This is a genomic window from Aquiflexum lacus (assembly GCF_015476655.1).
Lineage (GTDB): Bacteria > Bacteroidota > Bacteroidia > Cytophagales > Cyclobacteriaceae > Aquiflexum > Aquiflexum lacus.
In genome coordinates this window covers 117963-133522 of sequence record NZ_JABFHF010000011.1, presented here as the reverse complement: position 1 = coordinate 133522, position 15560 = coordinate 117963, and the positions used below count along the sequence as shown (strand labels likewise).

The following is a 15560-nucleotide window of genomic DNA, read 5'->3' as shown; positions in this document are numbered from 1 at the left end:
TTGTCACCTCGACGACAGGAGAGGTCTATAAGCTTCAAGCTGGGACAGATATCTCCTGTCGTCGATATGACAAGGGGAAGCATTTGACACAATTGAATCAATAATTGCCGTAAGAATAGGTAACCTGATGTTATTTCCATTCTTAAATTCTCAAAATGTAAAGGACTCCCAAAACATTCGGTTTCCACAAATTCCTTGAATCCATCATGGTTATCCCTCAAAATTGTCGAAATTTGAAAAAAATTATTTCCTTGTGTCAAAGTCCATTCTTTTAATCACTCCCCCTTTTACCCAACTGAATACCCCCTATCCTGCGACCGCATATATTAAAGGTTATCTGAATACCATGGGAAAAACATCCCATCAAGCAGATCTTGGAATTAAAGTTATACTGAGAATTTTTTCAAAAAAAGGTTTAAGCAAGGTGTTTAAAACTATTGAAAATGAAAAGGTTAAAAACATTACAAAAAACAGTCAAAGGATTGTTAAACTTCAAAAAGACTACCTAAATACCATAGATCCTGTTATCAAATTTCTCCAATTTGAAAATCCTACTTTGGCCTACAATATCTGCGATGGAGATTTTCTGCCTCAGGCTTCCAGGTTTGATCAGTTGGATGATATGGATTGGGCTTTTGGTACGATGGGGATACAGGACAAAGCCCGGCATTTGGCAACGCTCTATTTGGAAGATTTGGGAGATTTGATCCAAGAAGTTTTGGATCCTTTTTTTGGATTCAGCCGCTACGCCGAAAGATTGGGAAGATCAGCGGTTTCATTTGATCCATTGGCCAAAGCTTTGGAAGAACCTCTTTCTTTTACTGACCAATTCTTAATTGAGGAGTTAGCATTATTAATAAAGGAAACAGATCCTTATTTTGTTTGTCTATCTGTTCCTTTTCCGGGAAACCTGTATGGGGCCTTGAGATGCGGTCAGTATCTCAAAGCGAATTATCCCCATATCAAGGTAGCCATGGGCGGTGGATACCCAAATACCGAACTTCGGTCCATCAAAGAACCTCGTGTTTTCCAATACCTTGATTTTATCACCTTGGATGATGGAGAAAGACCATTGACCTGTTTATTGGAGCATTTGGATGGAAAAAGGGAATTGCAACAACTTAAAAGAACATTTGCCTTATCGGACGGGAAGGTAATCTACCTCAACGGGGCAAAGGAAAGTGATATTCCATTCAGCAAAACCGGTACGCCTGACTATTCGGGTTTGCCGCTACACCAATACCTTTCAGTGATAGAAATAGCCAATCCCATGCACCGCTTATGGTCTGATGGGAGATGGAACAAACTGACCATGGCCCATGGCTGCTATTGGAAGAAATGTTCCTTTTGTGATGTCACATTGGATTACATCAAAAATTATGAACCTGTCAGTGCTACCCTGATATGTGACCGCATAGAAGAACTGATCCTGCAAACCGGTGAAACAGGCTTTCACTTCGTAGATGAAGCAGCACCTCCTGCCCTGATGCGTGAAGTTGCCATTGAAATACTCAAACGAAACCTAAAGATTACCTGGTGGACCAATATCCGCTTCGAGGAAAGGTTTACCTATGATCTCTGCAGATTGCTCAAAGCGTCAGGTTGCATCGCCGTCTCGGGCGGTTTAGAGGTGGCTTCTGACCGTTTGTTGAAAATGATGCAGAAAGGGGTCACTGTTTCCCAAGTAGCGAGGGTTGCCCATAATTTTACCGAATCGGGGATCATGGTGCATGCCTATCTGATGTATGGCTTTCCGACCCAGACTGCGCAGGAGACCATTGACAGTCTGGAAATGGTGAGGCAGCTGTTCATGCACAATGTCCTGCAATCCGGTTTCTGGCACTTGTTTGCCATGACAGCCCATGCACCCATTGGAGTTGATCCGGGGGCCTTTAGAGTGGTGAGGACAGGTCCGGAACAAGGTCTCTTTGCAGAAAATGACCTGAGTCATGAAGACCCCGAGGGTGCCGATCATGAATTGTTCAGCGAAGGTTTGAAAAAGGCATTATTCAATTACATGCATGGAATCTGTTTTGACTTCAAACTTCAGGAATGGTTTGATTTTAAGATTCCAAGACCATCTGTTTCTCCCAACTTTATTTCTAATGCCATTCAAATTGAAACGGATACTGTTTTGAAACCCAATGCAAAAATGGTCTGGCTTGGAAATATGCCTGAATTGTTTCATGAAACCTTTATCAGCAAAAAAGGGAATAAGATAGAAACCTATAAATTGGTCATAGAAAACAAAAACAATAGAGAGGAAATAATAGTCGGGAAAGAAGATGGTAAATGGCTTGAAAATATTATAAGAGAACTATCGCCTGTACCTGATAAAAAGGAAATGAGCCTGGCAGCTTTTGAGGAAGGTTTCTTAAGGGCAGGTTTAGGAGATTTTGACCGTTTTCTTAGTTCCAAGATATGGAGCTCGCTTTTGGAGTTTGGATTGGTGTTGGTATAAAAAAAAACCCGAACTATAAGCCCGGGTTTTTTAAACTCACTTTAACCACTAACAACCATAAAACAAATTCTTCATGCTTACTTTCATATGCAATCCGAAAGATCAAAAACATCAATTTGTCGTAGTCGATACGGGAATCGAACCCGTGTTTTATCCGTGAAAGGGATACGTCCTAACCCCTAGACGAATCGACCATTTTTCAAAAATAAAACACTGAATTTCTTCAGTGTCCTATGTAGTCGGTACGGGAATCGAACCCGTGTTTTATCCGTGAAAGGGATACGTCCTAACCCCTAGACGAACCGACCATTTTTGGTATTGGGGACCACTTTTTCAAATGGTGATGCAAATATAGAGGCTTAAATTCATAATGCAAAACCTGACCAAAAAATATTTGGTTTGTGCTTCCAAAACCTTGAAAGTAAGCCTTAAAAATAATTTTAGACATTGACGGACATCTTTATTATTTTCGCCTGCGGATAAAAGAAGACGAACCAACACCCATGAGAAATAAGAGAGTGGCCATCAATGGCTGTGGCAGAATTGGAAGATTGACTTTAAAGCTATTGCTTGAAAAAGAAGGGATCGACCTCATTGCCATCAATGACCTCACAGATCCTGCAACCCTTGCACATCTGATACAGTACGATTCCATACACGGCAAATATCCTTCCCCAATCACTGTTCAAGCAGGTGATTTGAAAGTAAAGGGGAAAACAATTAAGGTTTTTGCAGAAAAAGATCCTGAGAGGATTCCATGGGGAGACCTCGATATTGATATCGTATTGGAATCCACAGGCAGGTTTACGGAAAGGGCGCTCGCTGAAGGTCATATCAAAGCAGGAGCAAAAAAGGTCATCATTACCGCACCTTCTAAGGACATAGAGGTGCCCACAGTTGTGTTGGGTGTCAATGAGGAAGTCCTCCAAGAGGAACATGATATAATCTCCAATGCATCCTGTACCACAAACTGCCTTGCTCCAATGCTGAAAATCATGGAAGCTCATTTTGGAATTGAAAAGGGATTTATGTCAACTGTGCATTCCTATACCAATGACCAAAATCTTCATGATGCGCCCCACAGGGACCTGCGCAGGGCAAGGGCTGCGGCATATTCCATCATCCCAACCACTACCAATGCTGCCAAAGCAATGGAATTGGTACTGCCTCACCTTAAAGGTAAAATTGAGGCTTCAGCGATGCGGGTTCCGGTTCCCGATGGATCGCTGACAGATTTGATATTATTGTTGAAAAAGGAAACAAGCACCGAGGAAGTGAATGCCATCTTCAAAAAAGAATCCCAAACTACTTTGAATGGGATCGTGGAATATGTTGAGGCACCCATTGTTTCCATCGATATCATCGGTAATCCCCACTCCTGCATTTTTGATGCTGGATTGACTTCGGCAAAAGGAAATCTGGTTAAGATTGTAGGTTGGTATGATAATGAAGCAGGCTATTCCAACCGACTGGTAGATCTGATTCAAAAAATGAAATAGCGTGTTTTGAATTACCAATTAATGTGATTATCCGCCTTTCTTCAAGTTGTGTTAGTTTTCTAATAAATTGGCTGGAAGACGGAAGTATACTATAATCAAGATGTTAACAAACATCCGTTGGGCTTTAACAATAGCTTGAATCATAAAGGATGATCATACCAATGTTTCTAAAATCCCCTCAGTTCAAATCAATTCAAAGATTGATATTTAAAAATACCGAACTTCGGTCTTCCACACCTACGGCAGGCAGGCAACTCCCTAGCTTCCCAATCAATCCACATTCATACTCTGACTTACTTGGTCGATGGCATCTTGTACAGCATCCAAAAAACTATCAAGATGTTCCAAAAAATCTTCATTAAAACCACTATCGGAAAGGATGTCTTTTCCTTCTTGAATAATCTGCTCTACTTTTTTGATTTCAAACAATGATAGTGCAGGCTTGACTTTATGTCTGATCAGGGAAATGATTTCAATATCCTTCTGTTCGGCACCCTCAAGGTATTTCTCCTTCAGTTCGGTCAAAGATTTAAAAAGGGCACTGACCAGTTCAGCTCTGAAATCAGCATCGCCTTCAGCCATTTCATCTATCTTTTCAAAGTTGATGGGGTAATTGTTGAGCATTTTATTCATGTTGATTTGCACTCATTCCAGCCAAATATCCGGTACTCCAAGCAGCCTGAAAATTGAATCCCCCGGTAATCCCATCGATATTCAATACCTCTCCTGCAAAGAATAAACCTTCAATCAGTTTGCTTTCCATAGTTTCGGGATTTACTTCTCCTAAATCCACGCCTCCCGCGGTTACAAACTCCTCTTTAAAGGTTGTTTTACCTTCAATGCGGACAATATAGCAAAAAAGATTTTGAACTAGTTTATGGATATGTTTTTTTGGCAAATTTTGCCAAACAATGTCGGGCTCCAATTCTGACTTTTCAGTGAGATGCTCCCAAAGCCTTGCAGGCAGCGAAAACAATGGATTGGATACGACTTTCTTTTTTGGATGTTTGTTTCTGAATTCGGACAGATGTTCCAGAATTTCATTTTCAGACAAGTTTGCTATCCATCGGATATGTGCATTGGTCGTATAATTTTTCTCATGTAGCCATGAAGCACCAAAGGCAGACAATTTCAACACTGCAGGACCACTGATACCCCAATGCGTAATCAAAACAGGTCCTCTATATGACAGTTTAGTGTTTTCCAACTTTACCAAAGCATCCGGTACTGAGATGCCCATCAATTTTTTGATAGGTTCATTTGGAGTATTGAATGTAAATAAGGAAGGTATAGGTGGGGCGATACTATGTCCGAGATTTTTCACAAAATTAAAACCATCCATTTTCGGACTTCCACCCGAACAAATGATCAATTTATCGAAGTAAAGTTGTCTGTCTTTTGAGCTGATTTTGAACCTCCCCTCCTCTTTTTGAATTTCATCAACCGAAAAGTTGAAGATCAAATTCACCCCATTTTTTATAGCTGCGTATTCCAAAGCATCCACAATTGTCTGAGAATCATCAGTCACCGGAAACATCCTGCCATCTTGTTCTGTTTTCAGCGCAACCCCTCTGGATTCAAACCAGGAAATGGTATCCTTCACCGCAAAGTGCCTGAATACCTTCTTCAGGAACTTTTCTCCCCTCGGGTAATTCTTTGACAAATTGGATATTTCATGGGCAGCATGGGTCACGTTACACCTACCCCCACCTGAAATCTTTACTTTTGATAAAGATTTGGAGGTTTTTTCAACGATCGTAACCAATACACCATTTTGTGCTGCATGGATTGCAGCAAAATACCCTGCAGCACCCGCCCCTATTACTCCAATTGAAATTTTATCCACTAATCACCTTCTTTTCTTTCCGGAAACAGAACCCATAATCCCCCTGGTCAACTCCCTAAAGATGGTTCTTCCTATTTGCCTCACCATGGTATTTTTACTCAGGTCATCAAAGATACTTGTTTCTTTTGTCGTTCTGTTTTGTGTCCTTGTATTTCCCCTTGCAGGAGATTCTTTTTGCTCTTGGGCCGCCGCTTCTTCTGCAGCAGTGATTTTCTGATCCAAAATTTCAAAAGCACTCTTTCTATCAATATTTACATTGTATTTTTTCACCAATGATGATTGAAATACCAACTGATCAATTTCATCATTGGCAAGAATATCCATTCTGGAAATCGGGGCCCTCAATAGGGTGTGTGCCAATGGTGTAGGAATTCCCTTTTCATTTAAAACCGTCACCAAAGCCTCTCCTATACCCATGGATGTCAAGACCTCTGAGGTTTTGTAAAAAGTGGATAAAGGGTAATTCTCAGCTGTCTTGGTGATCGCTTTCCGGTCTTTGGCAGTAAAGGCCCTAAGCGAATGCTGAATTTTTAATCCCAATTGGCCAAGTACATTATCCGGTACATCGGTAGGTGTCTGTGTGCAGAAAAATACTCCGACGCCTTTGGATCGGATCAATTTAACAATGGCCTCGATTTTATCTATCAGATCTTTGGAAGCATTGGAAAACACCAAATGCGCTTCATCAATAAAAAGACATAACTTGGGTTTGTCGGAATCTCCCTGCTCGGGAAATGTCTCGTAGATTTCAGATAACAGACTGAGCATAAAGGTGGAAAACAGCTTCGGCCGGTTTTGAATGTCGGTCAAACGGATAATGGATACAACTCCCTTGCCATCAACGGTCCTCACAAAATCATCTACTTCAAAGGAAAGTTCTCCAAAGAAATTTTCTGCTCCCTGCTGTTCCAACTCAATGATTTTCCGCATGATGGTGTTGACCGTCGCAGGTGATACAGCTCCAAATTCTTTTGTTATTTCAACTTTTCCTTCGTTGATGATATATTGAAGCACTTTTTTCAAGTCCTTCAAATCCAAAAGTGGAAGATGATGGGTATCGCAGTATCTAAACACCAAAGCAATGACACCTCGTTGTGTATCATTTAGTTCCAATATCTGAGAAATCAACACAGGCCCAAATTCAGAAACCGTAGCTTTCAATTTCACACCTTTTTCATTGCTGATAGACATCAATTCCACAGGTAAACTTTCAGGATGATAATTCACTCCAATCAAGCTACTTCTCTTTTCAATATGTGAATTTAAAGTTCCCGCTTTGGCCATACCGGATAGGTCACCTTTGAGGTCCATCAAGACCGAGGGAACACCGTTCAAAGAAAGTTGCTCTGCAATGACCTGTAAGGTTTTTGTCTTTCCTGTACCTGTAGCGCCGGCAATCAAGCCGTGGCGATTAAAAGTCTTTAAAGGAACTTTTACCTGTGCGAATGGAATGGGTTCATTTGCGAGGATACCGGTACCAAGAATAATGGAGTCACCTTTAAATGTGTAACCCAATTCAATATGTTGTTTGAATTCTTCAGATTTGTTCATCATAAAAATTGACAATTGATTTTTTTATTTGGCTAAAATAAAAAAACCTGAATACAGTTTTGAAGTATTCAGGTTTTTTGTGAATAAAGGATATCCTTTAATGAGTTACAACAGGATCAAGATGCTTGGCCTGATTGATAAAATCTTCCACTTTTGACAGCGCTGGCACTGTTCTGGTCAATTTTTTGGTCTCATTGGTTTCCGTAAGGGCTTTGTGAAGATTTTCAGGGTTTCTAGTTCGGAGTTCCTTCACGGTATCCACACCTGCTGCTTTGAGTAATTCTGCAAACTGACTTGCTATACCATTCACTCTAAAAAGGTCGGCCATATTGACCCAGTCCAGAATAACACCTTCTCCTATACCACTTGCCTCTGCTATTTCTTTTCTGCCTTTTTTACTTGCTCCTTTGGAAAGCAGGGCTTCTACAGTTGAAATTCCGGCATTTGCCAATTTTTCTTTGTAAACAGGGCCGATGCCCTCAATCATGGTGATTGTTTTTGACATAATCTTTTAAAATTTAGGTTATTAAGTTTATTTAAATAGGTTTCCAAGTCCACCCTTAAGTAAATCCCCAGCCTTATCAGAAAGTGAACTTCCAGCACCTTGGCTGATCATTTTCATCAAATCCGATTTATCCAGGTTACCCGATTTACTTCCAGAAATTGCTGCTATGATTTTAGGTAATATGAAATTACTGATCTGCGAAGCAATTTGAGGTGAAACCCCCAATTTGGAAATATAACTACTGCTAAGGTCTCCTACCAAATTTTGAAACATGGGTGAACTCTGCGCCCCTGATCCCATATTCAGCATTTTTAGAATCCCATCCATATTTCCTGTGGCAGCTTCTTTACCGATTGATGAAATTAAATTGTCTTTGGTGAGGTTAATTGCACTTTTTGCCTGATCCTGACCCAAACCAAACTGTTCTGTCAATCCGGAAAGAATATCACCTGAGGTTTTGTTGAAAATTTCTTGGAACATATAATTGAAATTAAAAAGGAGGAATTTGAATTGCTTACAATAACAATTTAATTTTAAGTAAGCTGTTTTTATTATAAAAAGCAATTTCTAAAGGAAAAATTAATAAAAAATTAAAGATTGACCGTCGTAAAAACATGAAAATCAGGCTGTTTTTTTTGTCGTTGTTTTATTGATGAAAGCTTTTTACTTTGCCAAAGATTAAAACCCGAATATCGCTTGATGATTGATTTCACTTACACAAACCCTTTCCCGACCATTTTCAGATTACTCATATTTGGTTGTGCTTTTTTTGTTTTGAGCTTTGATGGTTATTCACAGGCAAGACCCAGTTTGGGTGGTTCGTCCCGTTTGATGAGCAATGCAATGACCGAGATGGAGAGGGGCGATTTTGAAAAAGCAAATACCTATTTCCGCCAAATTGTTGAAAACAATCTTCCAATACCACCGGAAATGCCTTATTTTTTTGCAGAGACTTTATTTGAATTGGGTCAATTTGACAACAGCTCGGTTTTTTTGGAAAAATACCTGGAGATCAATGGCCATCAAGGGGATAATTTTGAATCGGCAATCATCTTACAGGCTAAGCTTAAGCCTCCATTGGAAGCCATAGCATCCTGTCGATTCTGTAATCCTAGTGGTTATAGGTATGCAGCATGTCCTACTTGTGATGGAAAAAGGCAATTAGAACAAGACTGTTCATTTTGCAGGGGAAAAGGATTGGTAGGATGTAACAAGTGTATGGGAAGGGGATTGACCACCAAAAAAAATATCTTCAACATTGTGGAATACCATGAATGTGATAAATGTAGCGGTGACGGTCGGCTTGGTTGTCCGCGTTGTGATGGGTTTCTAAAGGAGTTTTCAGATTGCCGTACCTGTCAGGGTCAGGGAAGATTGCTTTCAGAGGAAATTTGCAATCATCAAGCCGAACCCCGAAACATGTCCCAAAAATTTGAACGCCTAAAGCAGGTAGCGGGGCATTGAGTGATAATTTTAGATTTTAGATCTTAGATTTGAAAACCTTAAAATTGGGAAAAAACACAAAAATAAAGACTCTTTCTTGGTTCTTGAATCTTGGTTCCCATATCTCACGTCTATTTACAATACTTATCACTTGCCTCCTGAGCAATCGCAATATTTAACCTAGTGGCAAGTGCCAAGTCCTCACAGCCTGATATTTTCTTATCTGTAGCGATTTTTAACATGCCTCTGTAATAGTAGGCTTGTCCAAAATCCTTGTCCATCTTGATAGCGGCGCTATATTCTCTCATGGCTTCCTGAGTATTGCCAATCTGATGTAAGGCCCTCCCTTTCATAAAATAAGCCATTGCCGGTGCACCCGGCACCTCTACCGCGTAATCTGCATAAAGCAAAGCAGAGCTATGGTTTTTTTGCTTTTGATAGATATTGGAAAGGCTGAGCATTACCTGAATGTTTTTTCTGTCCTGACTCAATGCGGCCAAAAAATCTTTTTCCGCTTGGGGAAAATTACCCAATTCTTCATAAGAACGGCCACGGTTGTATAAAGCTTTGAAATTTTTGGGTTTGGCAGCTAAAAAACTATCATAGGCTTTAATTGCTTCCTCATATTTTCCCTCACTAAAAAGCTCATCTCCCCTATTCGATCCTCCCTGTGAGCAGGAACTCATCATCAACATCATGCCTATAAGACTGGCAAAAGCCCAATTCAATACTCTCATTATTTATCAATAAATTTTTAAACAGCTACATTATTTTCTCTAAGGGCTTCATTCAACGAAGTCTTTAAATCTGTCGAAGCCTTTCTTTGACCTATGATCAATGCGCAGGGAACCTGAAATTCTCCGGCATTAAATTTCTTTGTAATTGAGCCAGGGATAACTACTGACCTTGGTGGTACATATCCTTTATACTCTTTTGGCTCGGATCCGGTTACATCAATAATTTTGGAACTTGCTGTTAATGTCACGCCTGCACCTATAACAGCTTCTTTTCCGATGTGCACACCCTCTACAATAATTGCCCTTGAGCCAATAAAAGCACCATCCTCTACAATTACCGGAGCAGCCTGAACAGGTTCCAAAACACCACCAATACCTACTCCCCCACTTAAATGCACATTCTTACCTATTTGAGCGCAAGATCCAACAGTGGCCCAAGTGTCAACCATCGTGCCACTATCCACATAGGCACCAATATTTACATAACTGGGCATCATGACAACACCACTCGCCAAATAAGCACCATAGCGGGCCACGGCGTGCGGAACAACCCGCACACCCTGTTTGGCATAATTTGATTTCAAAGCCATTTTATCATGAAATTCGAAAGGACCCACCTCAATGGTGCGCATTTTTTGGAGTGGAAAATATAAGATAACGGCTTTCTTTACCCAATCATTCACCTGCCAAGTGCCATCTTCCATTGGCTGGGCAACACGAAGGGTGCCACTATCAAGATCTGAGATTACGGTTTTGATGGCAATTTCCACTTCTTTTTCCTGTAACAATCCCCGGTTTTCCCAGGCATTTTCAATTATCGATTGTAATTCCATATTTTTGGTTGAAATCTTTAAAATTTTTAAACCTTGATTCAGCAGACAAAGATTGCGATTGCATCTGTACTCAAACCTTTAAAAGACCCGAGGGCCTATTACAGATTTGGGCTTTCATTGCGTGAAACAAATAAATACCAAATTAACATCATAGGATTTTCGACAAAAAATGTACCCAATGAAAAAAATATAAAATTCAGTCCACTTTTTTGTAAAATCCGAAACCATTATTCGAGGTTGTTTGTAAATCTGAAATTGTTGACCCTACTTTTTAAGGACAAACCCAAAGTTCTCATTGTAACTACTTTTGAATTATTACCTGCAGGAGTTTTAACCAAATTGCTGCTGAAAACGAAGTTGATTTATGACTTACAAGAAAATCATGTACTGAATATTCAAGAGAATAAAACATCCTCCGGCTTTAAAAAAAGCTTTTCCCGAATCCTGGTCAATTTCTTTGAATTCTGTTCAAATCCTTTTATTGACCATTATTTCTTTGCAGAGGCATGTTATAAAAAGGAATTTCCGCAATTATACCCTTACACTGTTTTAGAAAACAGATTTTTCGGAAAAAACTCTCCGATTCCTACGTCAAAAGTTGTGGAAAATCATCAATACAAGTTCCTGATTTCCGGTACATTGACAAAGGTGTACGGGATTTTAGAAGGTATTCAGTGGTTTCAAATGATCAATGAACAAAATCCTGGAACTACGCTGCACATCATAGGCCATGCTACCCTACCTGATTACAAGTCTCAAATAGCATACATAACTAAAGGTCATCCAACGATTACCTGCGAAATCAGCGATTATCCGGTTCCCTACGAGGCGATCCTTAAAGCCTATCAACAGGCCGATTTCATTTTGATGCCTTATTTTCAAATACCAAGTATTCAGCCCAAAATCCCAAGTAAGTTGTATGAGAGTTTTGCCCTTTTAAAGCCCTGTCTATTTTCATCCAACCCAAAATGGAAATCATTATCTGACCCTTACCCCGGAGGTATGGAGGTGGATTTTAAGGACCTTGCAAATGCACAGGAAAATTTTCAGAGTTTTTTAAAGCAAAAACATTATTTGAAGCTACCTGGACAAGAGGTATTGTGGAAAAGTCAGGAAGAGGAATTTTTGAAAGTGATAAGTAGGCTGGTTTCGGTTTAGGAATATTAATGATGGTGGTATTGCCATTGAATGCTATATAGCATCAAAAGTGTCAATGGCTTTTCCTTATCATTTCGGAAATAGAGAACAACCTAATCAACCATGCCTGAACCTCTCCCCACCAATTTCCCAAAACCCCAACTATCCCACAAACTGAAAAAAGTTATCCACTTCCATGCCCGTTAGGAAACTGAGTTGACTTCAAAGAAAACTGCAAAAAATGTCAGAACTTACAAAGATTTCAAAGGTAATATACCCTTCAAGTCCTTGTTATAGAATCGATTAATAAGAATATTCGATTAATCTAATTTTAATTTTAGATATACCTAAAACATAAATCACAATCCAGACCAAGTTATCCACAGGTATTTTAGTCTTCCTGAAATTATTTTTTAGTATAATCTAAATCTCTATATTTGCCTTTGAAATAAAAAAATATGAGTACCCTTACCTACGCTGAAGAGAATTACCTAAAAGCCATTTACCACTTATCCGATGGTGGGAAAAAAGGCGTTTCCACCAATGACATTTCCGGAGAAATGAAAACCAAACCTGCCTCCGTCTCAGACATGTTGCGGAAATTGGGGGACAAAGCCGTGATCGAATACCGCAAATATTATGGCGTTCATATCACAGAAGAAGGCAAAAAACTCGCCTTGCAAACCATCCGGAAACATCGTTTATGGGAAGTGTTTTTGGTCGAAAAACTGAAATTCTCATGGGATGAAGTTCATGAGGTAGCCGATGAACTCGAGCATATCAAATCAAGGATCCTGATCCAAAGACTGGATGAATACCTGGGCTTCCCCAAATTTGATCCCCACGGTGATCCTATTCCGGATGAGTACGGAGATGTCCGAACCCGACCTAGACTTCCCCTTAATGAACTTGACCTCCATGCCACAGGTCAGATCGTAGCCGTCAAAGACAGCAGTGCTGCTTTCCTGAGATATTTGGACAAAGTCGGTGCCTACATTGGCGCTAGGATCAAAGTCACGGACATGGTAGAATTTGACGGCTCCATCGAAATCCTGGTTGACAACAAAAAATCCATCTTCATGTCCAAGGATGTGGCGGGGAATATTTTGGTGATGCAGTGAGGGTTGGTTCGAGGGATGAAGGATGAAAAAGGTAGATTTTAGATTGTAGAATTAAGATTTGGGAAGGAGAAAGGATGAAGGATAAAGAGGGTAGATTTTAGATTGTAGATTGTAGATTTAGGTTTCAGTCGAAAATTGGGATTAGTTTAAATTATCTCGCTTCCCCGTTTCTCGGGACAGGTTTATTCTTGGCTCTTTGTTCTTGATTCTTGTCTCTCGATTCCAGCATCTCGCATCTCGGTTCTCGCCTCTCGCTTCCCTTAATTCCCCGATTCTCGGGACAGGCTTTGATTCTTGTTTCTTGGCTCTTGTTTCTTGGCTCTTGGTTCTTGCATCTTGTGTCTTGCGTCTTGCGTCTTACGTCTCAAATCTCACGTCTTTCCCCAAGAATTGAACTTCAAATCGAAACAAGTCGTTAAATTTGAATAATTGAAAAAATCAGATACTATGAAAAAGTTATTTGGCGCAATGCTTATCACCCTCATGAGTTTTCAACTCAGCTTGGCGCAGGATAAAATCAACTGGCTGACCTTTGAAGAGGCGGCTGCTAGGACTTCCGAAAGTCCCAAAATGGTTTTTGTAGATGTGTATACTGATTGGTGTGGATGGTGCAAAAAGATGGATAAGGATACATTTAGTGATCCTAAAGTCATTGAATACATCAACACCAACTTCTACGCCGTGAAAATGAATGCCGAAAACACCAAAAGGACATTCCAATTCAAAGGCAAGGAATATACAGAGGCTACCATGGCGAGGGCTATGCGGGTTAGCTCCTACCCTAACTTTATCATCATGGATGCCACCATGGAAAACATTACCCAATTGCCCGGTTACAGACTGCCCGATCCTTTTCTTGAAGGACTGAGCGGATTGGTCGGCAAATTCTCCAAATAAATATATGTCCTTTTCCCTTCACGAAAAAGAAGATACCATAGTGGCATTGGCTACCCCACAGGGAGTCGGTGCCATTGCTGTTATCAGGCTATCCGGCAAAGAAGCCATCAAGATTACCAATGCCGTTTTCAAGGGAAAAAACCTGGAGAAACAGGAATCCCATACCATTCACTTTGGCACCATCCGTGACGGGGAAAGAATCATTGACGAGGTGCTTGTTTCACTTTTTGTCGCACCCAAATCCTTTACCAAAGAAAATGTAGTAGAAATCTCCACGCATGGTTCCTCCTACATTGTCAACCAAGTCATCAAACTCCTGATCCGAAAAGGCGCAAGACCTGCCAAACCGGGAGAGTTTACCCAAAGAGCATTTTTGAACGGACAATTTGATCTTGCCCAGGCAGAGGCAGTCGCCGACCTGATCCATTCAGATTCAGAAACATCCCATCAGGCAGCCATCAATCAGATGCGGGGTGGATTCAGTGGGGAGATTTCGAAGCTTAGGGCCGAACTGATACACTTTGCCTCCATGATTGAATTGGAACTTGATTTTGGTGAAGAAGACGTGGAATTTGCCAGCAGAAATGACCTGAGGATTTTGGTGGAGAAGCTACTCCGTGAAGTGGAACAATTGATCTTGAGTTTTGACTTGGGCAATGTGATCAAAAATGGTGTGCCCACCGTGATCGCGGGGAAACCCAATGCCGGCAAGTCTACCCTACTCAATGCGCTATTGAATGAAGAAAAAGCCATCGTCTCCGATATCGCCGGGACCACCCGTGACTTTATAGAAGATGAAATCAATATTGGTGGGGTGATATTTAGGTTTATCGATACCGCAGGACTACGAGAAACCACCGATGTGATCGAAGCCATCGGTGTCAGCAGGACTCAGGAAAAAATGAAGACCGCCTCCCTGATACTATACCTCTTTGATTTGGGTGATACGGATATGGTAGAGATCAATCGGGATATCAATAAACTGGAAAACCTAGGCGTTCCATTCCTTAAAGTAGCCAATAAGATAGATAAGGCTGGTTCTTTGTTTATCAGTGACTTAAAAGAAAAACATCCTGATACCATTTTTATCTCAGCCGGACAAAAAGAAAACCTCGACCACCTCAAAGACCGGATCATGGAACTGGTCAATCTCGACAAATTCCGAACCGGCAATACCATCGTCACCAATATCCGTCATTACGATTCCCTGGTCAAAACCCGTCAGTCTTTGTTGGATGTGCTCTCAGGCTTGGACAATCAGATTACCAACGATTTTCTTGCCATGGACATCAGGAGGTCTTTGCATTATCTTGGGGAGATTACCGGGGAGATAACGACGGATGATTTGTTGGCGAATATTTTCAGTAAGTTTTGTATCGGGAAGTAACTTTTGATGTCTTCCAGACCTCGAATGTTTTTCCGCTAAATATTCCAACAAACAGCCTCAAATTTAAATATATCCTTCATCTGTTTTCTTGATTACTGCTTTAAAATTATTTGTTATATTTGTATTACAAGTAAGCTCAAATG

General features: G+C 40.5%; 14 protein-coding genes and 2 tRNA genes. 7 read left to right on the top strand and 9 right to left on the bottom strand.

Annotation, left to right across the window (positions count from 1 at the left end; genetic code table 11):
- The first annotated feature begins 253 nt into the window (after positions 1-253).
- The gene (locus HMJ38_RS11945) at positions 254-2461 is read left to right on the top strand and encodes a B12-binding domain-containing radical SAM protein (protein ID WP_194974628.1); all 2208 of its coding nucleotides are present in this window, start codon (positions 254-256) and stop codon (positions 2459-2461) included.
- Between the two features lie 122 nt (positions 2462-2583).
- Here the strand turns inward: HMJ38_RS11945 and HMJ38_RS11940 are convergent.
- Positions 2584-2655 (bottom strand) — tRNA-Glu (locus tag HMJ38_RS11940).
- 42 nt (positions 2656-2697) lie between these two features.
- Positions 2698-2769 (bottom strand) — tRNA-Glu (locus HMJ38_RS11935).
- Between the two features lie 195 nt (positions 2770-2964).
- Between HMJ38_RS11935 and gap the strand changes: the two genes are divergently transcribed.
- A complete protein-coding gene (gene gap / locus HMJ38_RS11930; RefSeq protein ID WP_194974627.1) occupies positions 2965-3960 on the top strand; it encodes a type I glyceraldehyde-3-phosphate dehydrogenase in 996 nt (331 codons plus the stop codon).
- Positions 3961-4230: 270 nt separating this feature from the next.
- Here gap and HMJ38_RS11925 read toward each other — a convergent pair whose 3' ends face one another.
- From HMJ38_RS11925 to HMJ38_RS11905, 5 genes are all read right to left on the bottom strand, one after another.
- A complete protein-coding gene (locus HMJ38_RS11925; RefSeq protein ID WP_194974626.1) occupies positions 4231-4584 on the bottom strand; it encodes a hypothetical protein in 354 nt (117 codons plus the stop codon).
- A gap of 1 nt (position 4585) precedes the next feature.
- On the bottom strand, positions 4586-5797 hold the full coding sequence (locus tag HMJ38_RS11920; RefSeq protein WP_194974673.1) for a BaiN/RdsA family NAD(P)/FAD-dependent oxidoreductase: 1212 nt from the start codon (positions 5795-5797) through the stop codon (positions 4586-4588).
- 12 nt (positions 5798-5809) lie between these two features.
- Positions 5810-7357: a helicase HerA-like domain-containing protein gene (locus HMJ38_RS11915; RefSeq protein WP_194974672.1), complete on the bottom strand. Its 1548-nt coding sequence runs from the start codon at positions 7355-7357 to the stop codon at positions 5810-5812.
- A 97-nt stretch (positions 7358-7454) separates the two neighbouring features.
- Positions 7455-7862, bottom strand: a complete 408-nt coding sequence (locus HMJ38_RS11910) for a DUF4332 domain-containing protein (protein ID WP_194974625.1) — start codon at positions 7860-7862, stop codon at positions 7455-7457.
- A gap of 27 nt (positions 7863-7889) precedes the next feature.
- Positions 7890-8342: a DUF937 domain-containing protein gene (locus HMJ38_RS11905; RefSeq protein ID WP_194974624.1), complete on the bottom strand. Its 453-nt coding sequence runs from the start codon at positions 8340-8342 to the stop codon at positions 7890-7892.
- A 219-nt stretch (positions 8343-8561) separates the two neighbouring features.
- Here HMJ38_RS11905 and HMJ38_RS11900 point away from each other — a divergent pair, with 219 nt between their 5' ends.
- Entirely contained in the window at positions 8562-9326 is a 765-nt protein-coding gene (locus tag HMJ38_RS11900; RefSeq protein ID WP_228780022.1) for a molecular chaperone DnaJ, read from the top strand.
- A gap of 110 nt (positions 9327-9436) precedes the next feature.
- Here HMJ38_RS11900 and HMJ38_RS11895 read toward each other — a convergent pair whose 3' ends face one another.
- The gene (locus tag HMJ38_RS11895; RefSeq protein ID WP_194974623.1) at positions 9437-10042 is read right to left on the bottom strand and encodes a tetratricopeptide repeat protein; all 606 of its coding nucleotides are present in this window, start codon (positions 10040-10042) and stop codon (positions 9437-9439) included.
- Positions 10043-10059: 17 nt separating this feature from the next.
- Positions 10060-10875, bottom strand: a complete 816-nt coding sequence (locus tag HMJ38_RS11890; RefSeq protein ID WP_194974622.1) for a 2,3,4,5-tetrahydropyridine-2,6-dicarboxylate N-succinyltransferase — start codon at positions 10873-10875, stop codon at positions 10060-10062.
- A gap of 33 nt (positions 10876-10908) precedes the next feature.
- Between HMJ38_RS11890 and HMJ38_RS11885 the strand changes: the two genes are divergently transcribed.
- The 4 genes from HMJ38_RS11885 to mnmE all read left to right on the top strand — a co-directional run bounded on the left by HMJ38_RS11885 (position 10909) and on the right by mnmE (position 15417).
- The gene (locus tag HMJ38_RS11885) at positions 10909-12033 is read left to right on the top strand and encodes a glycosyltransferase family protein (protein WP_194974621.1); all 1125 of its coding nucleotides are present in this window, start codon (positions 10909-10911) and stop codon (positions 12031-12033) included.
- A 437-nt stretch (positions 12034-12470) separates the two neighbouring features.
- Positions 12471-13133: a metal-dependent transcriptional regulator gene (locus HMJ38_RS11880; protein WP_194974620.1), complete on the top strand. Its 663-nt coding sequence runs from the start codon at positions 12471-12473 to the stop codon at positions 13131-13133.
- 447 nt (positions 13134-13580) lie between these two features.
- The gene (locus HMJ38_RS11875) at positions 13581-14030 is read left to right on the top strand and encodes a thioredoxin family protein (protein WP_194974619.1); all 450 of its coding nucleotides are present in this window, start codon (positions 13581-13583) and stop codon (positions 14028-14030) included.
- 4 nt (positions 14031-14034) lie between these two features.
- Positions 14035-15417 (top strand): tRNA uridine-5-carboxymethylaminomethyl(34) synthesis GTPase MnmE, encoded by a 1383-nt coding sequence (gene mnmE, locus HMJ38_RS11870; RefSeq protein WP_194974618.1) that lies wholly within the window; start codon positions 14035-14037, stop codon positions 15415-15417.
- The last annotated feature ends 143 nt before the right edge of the window (positions 15418-15560 follow it).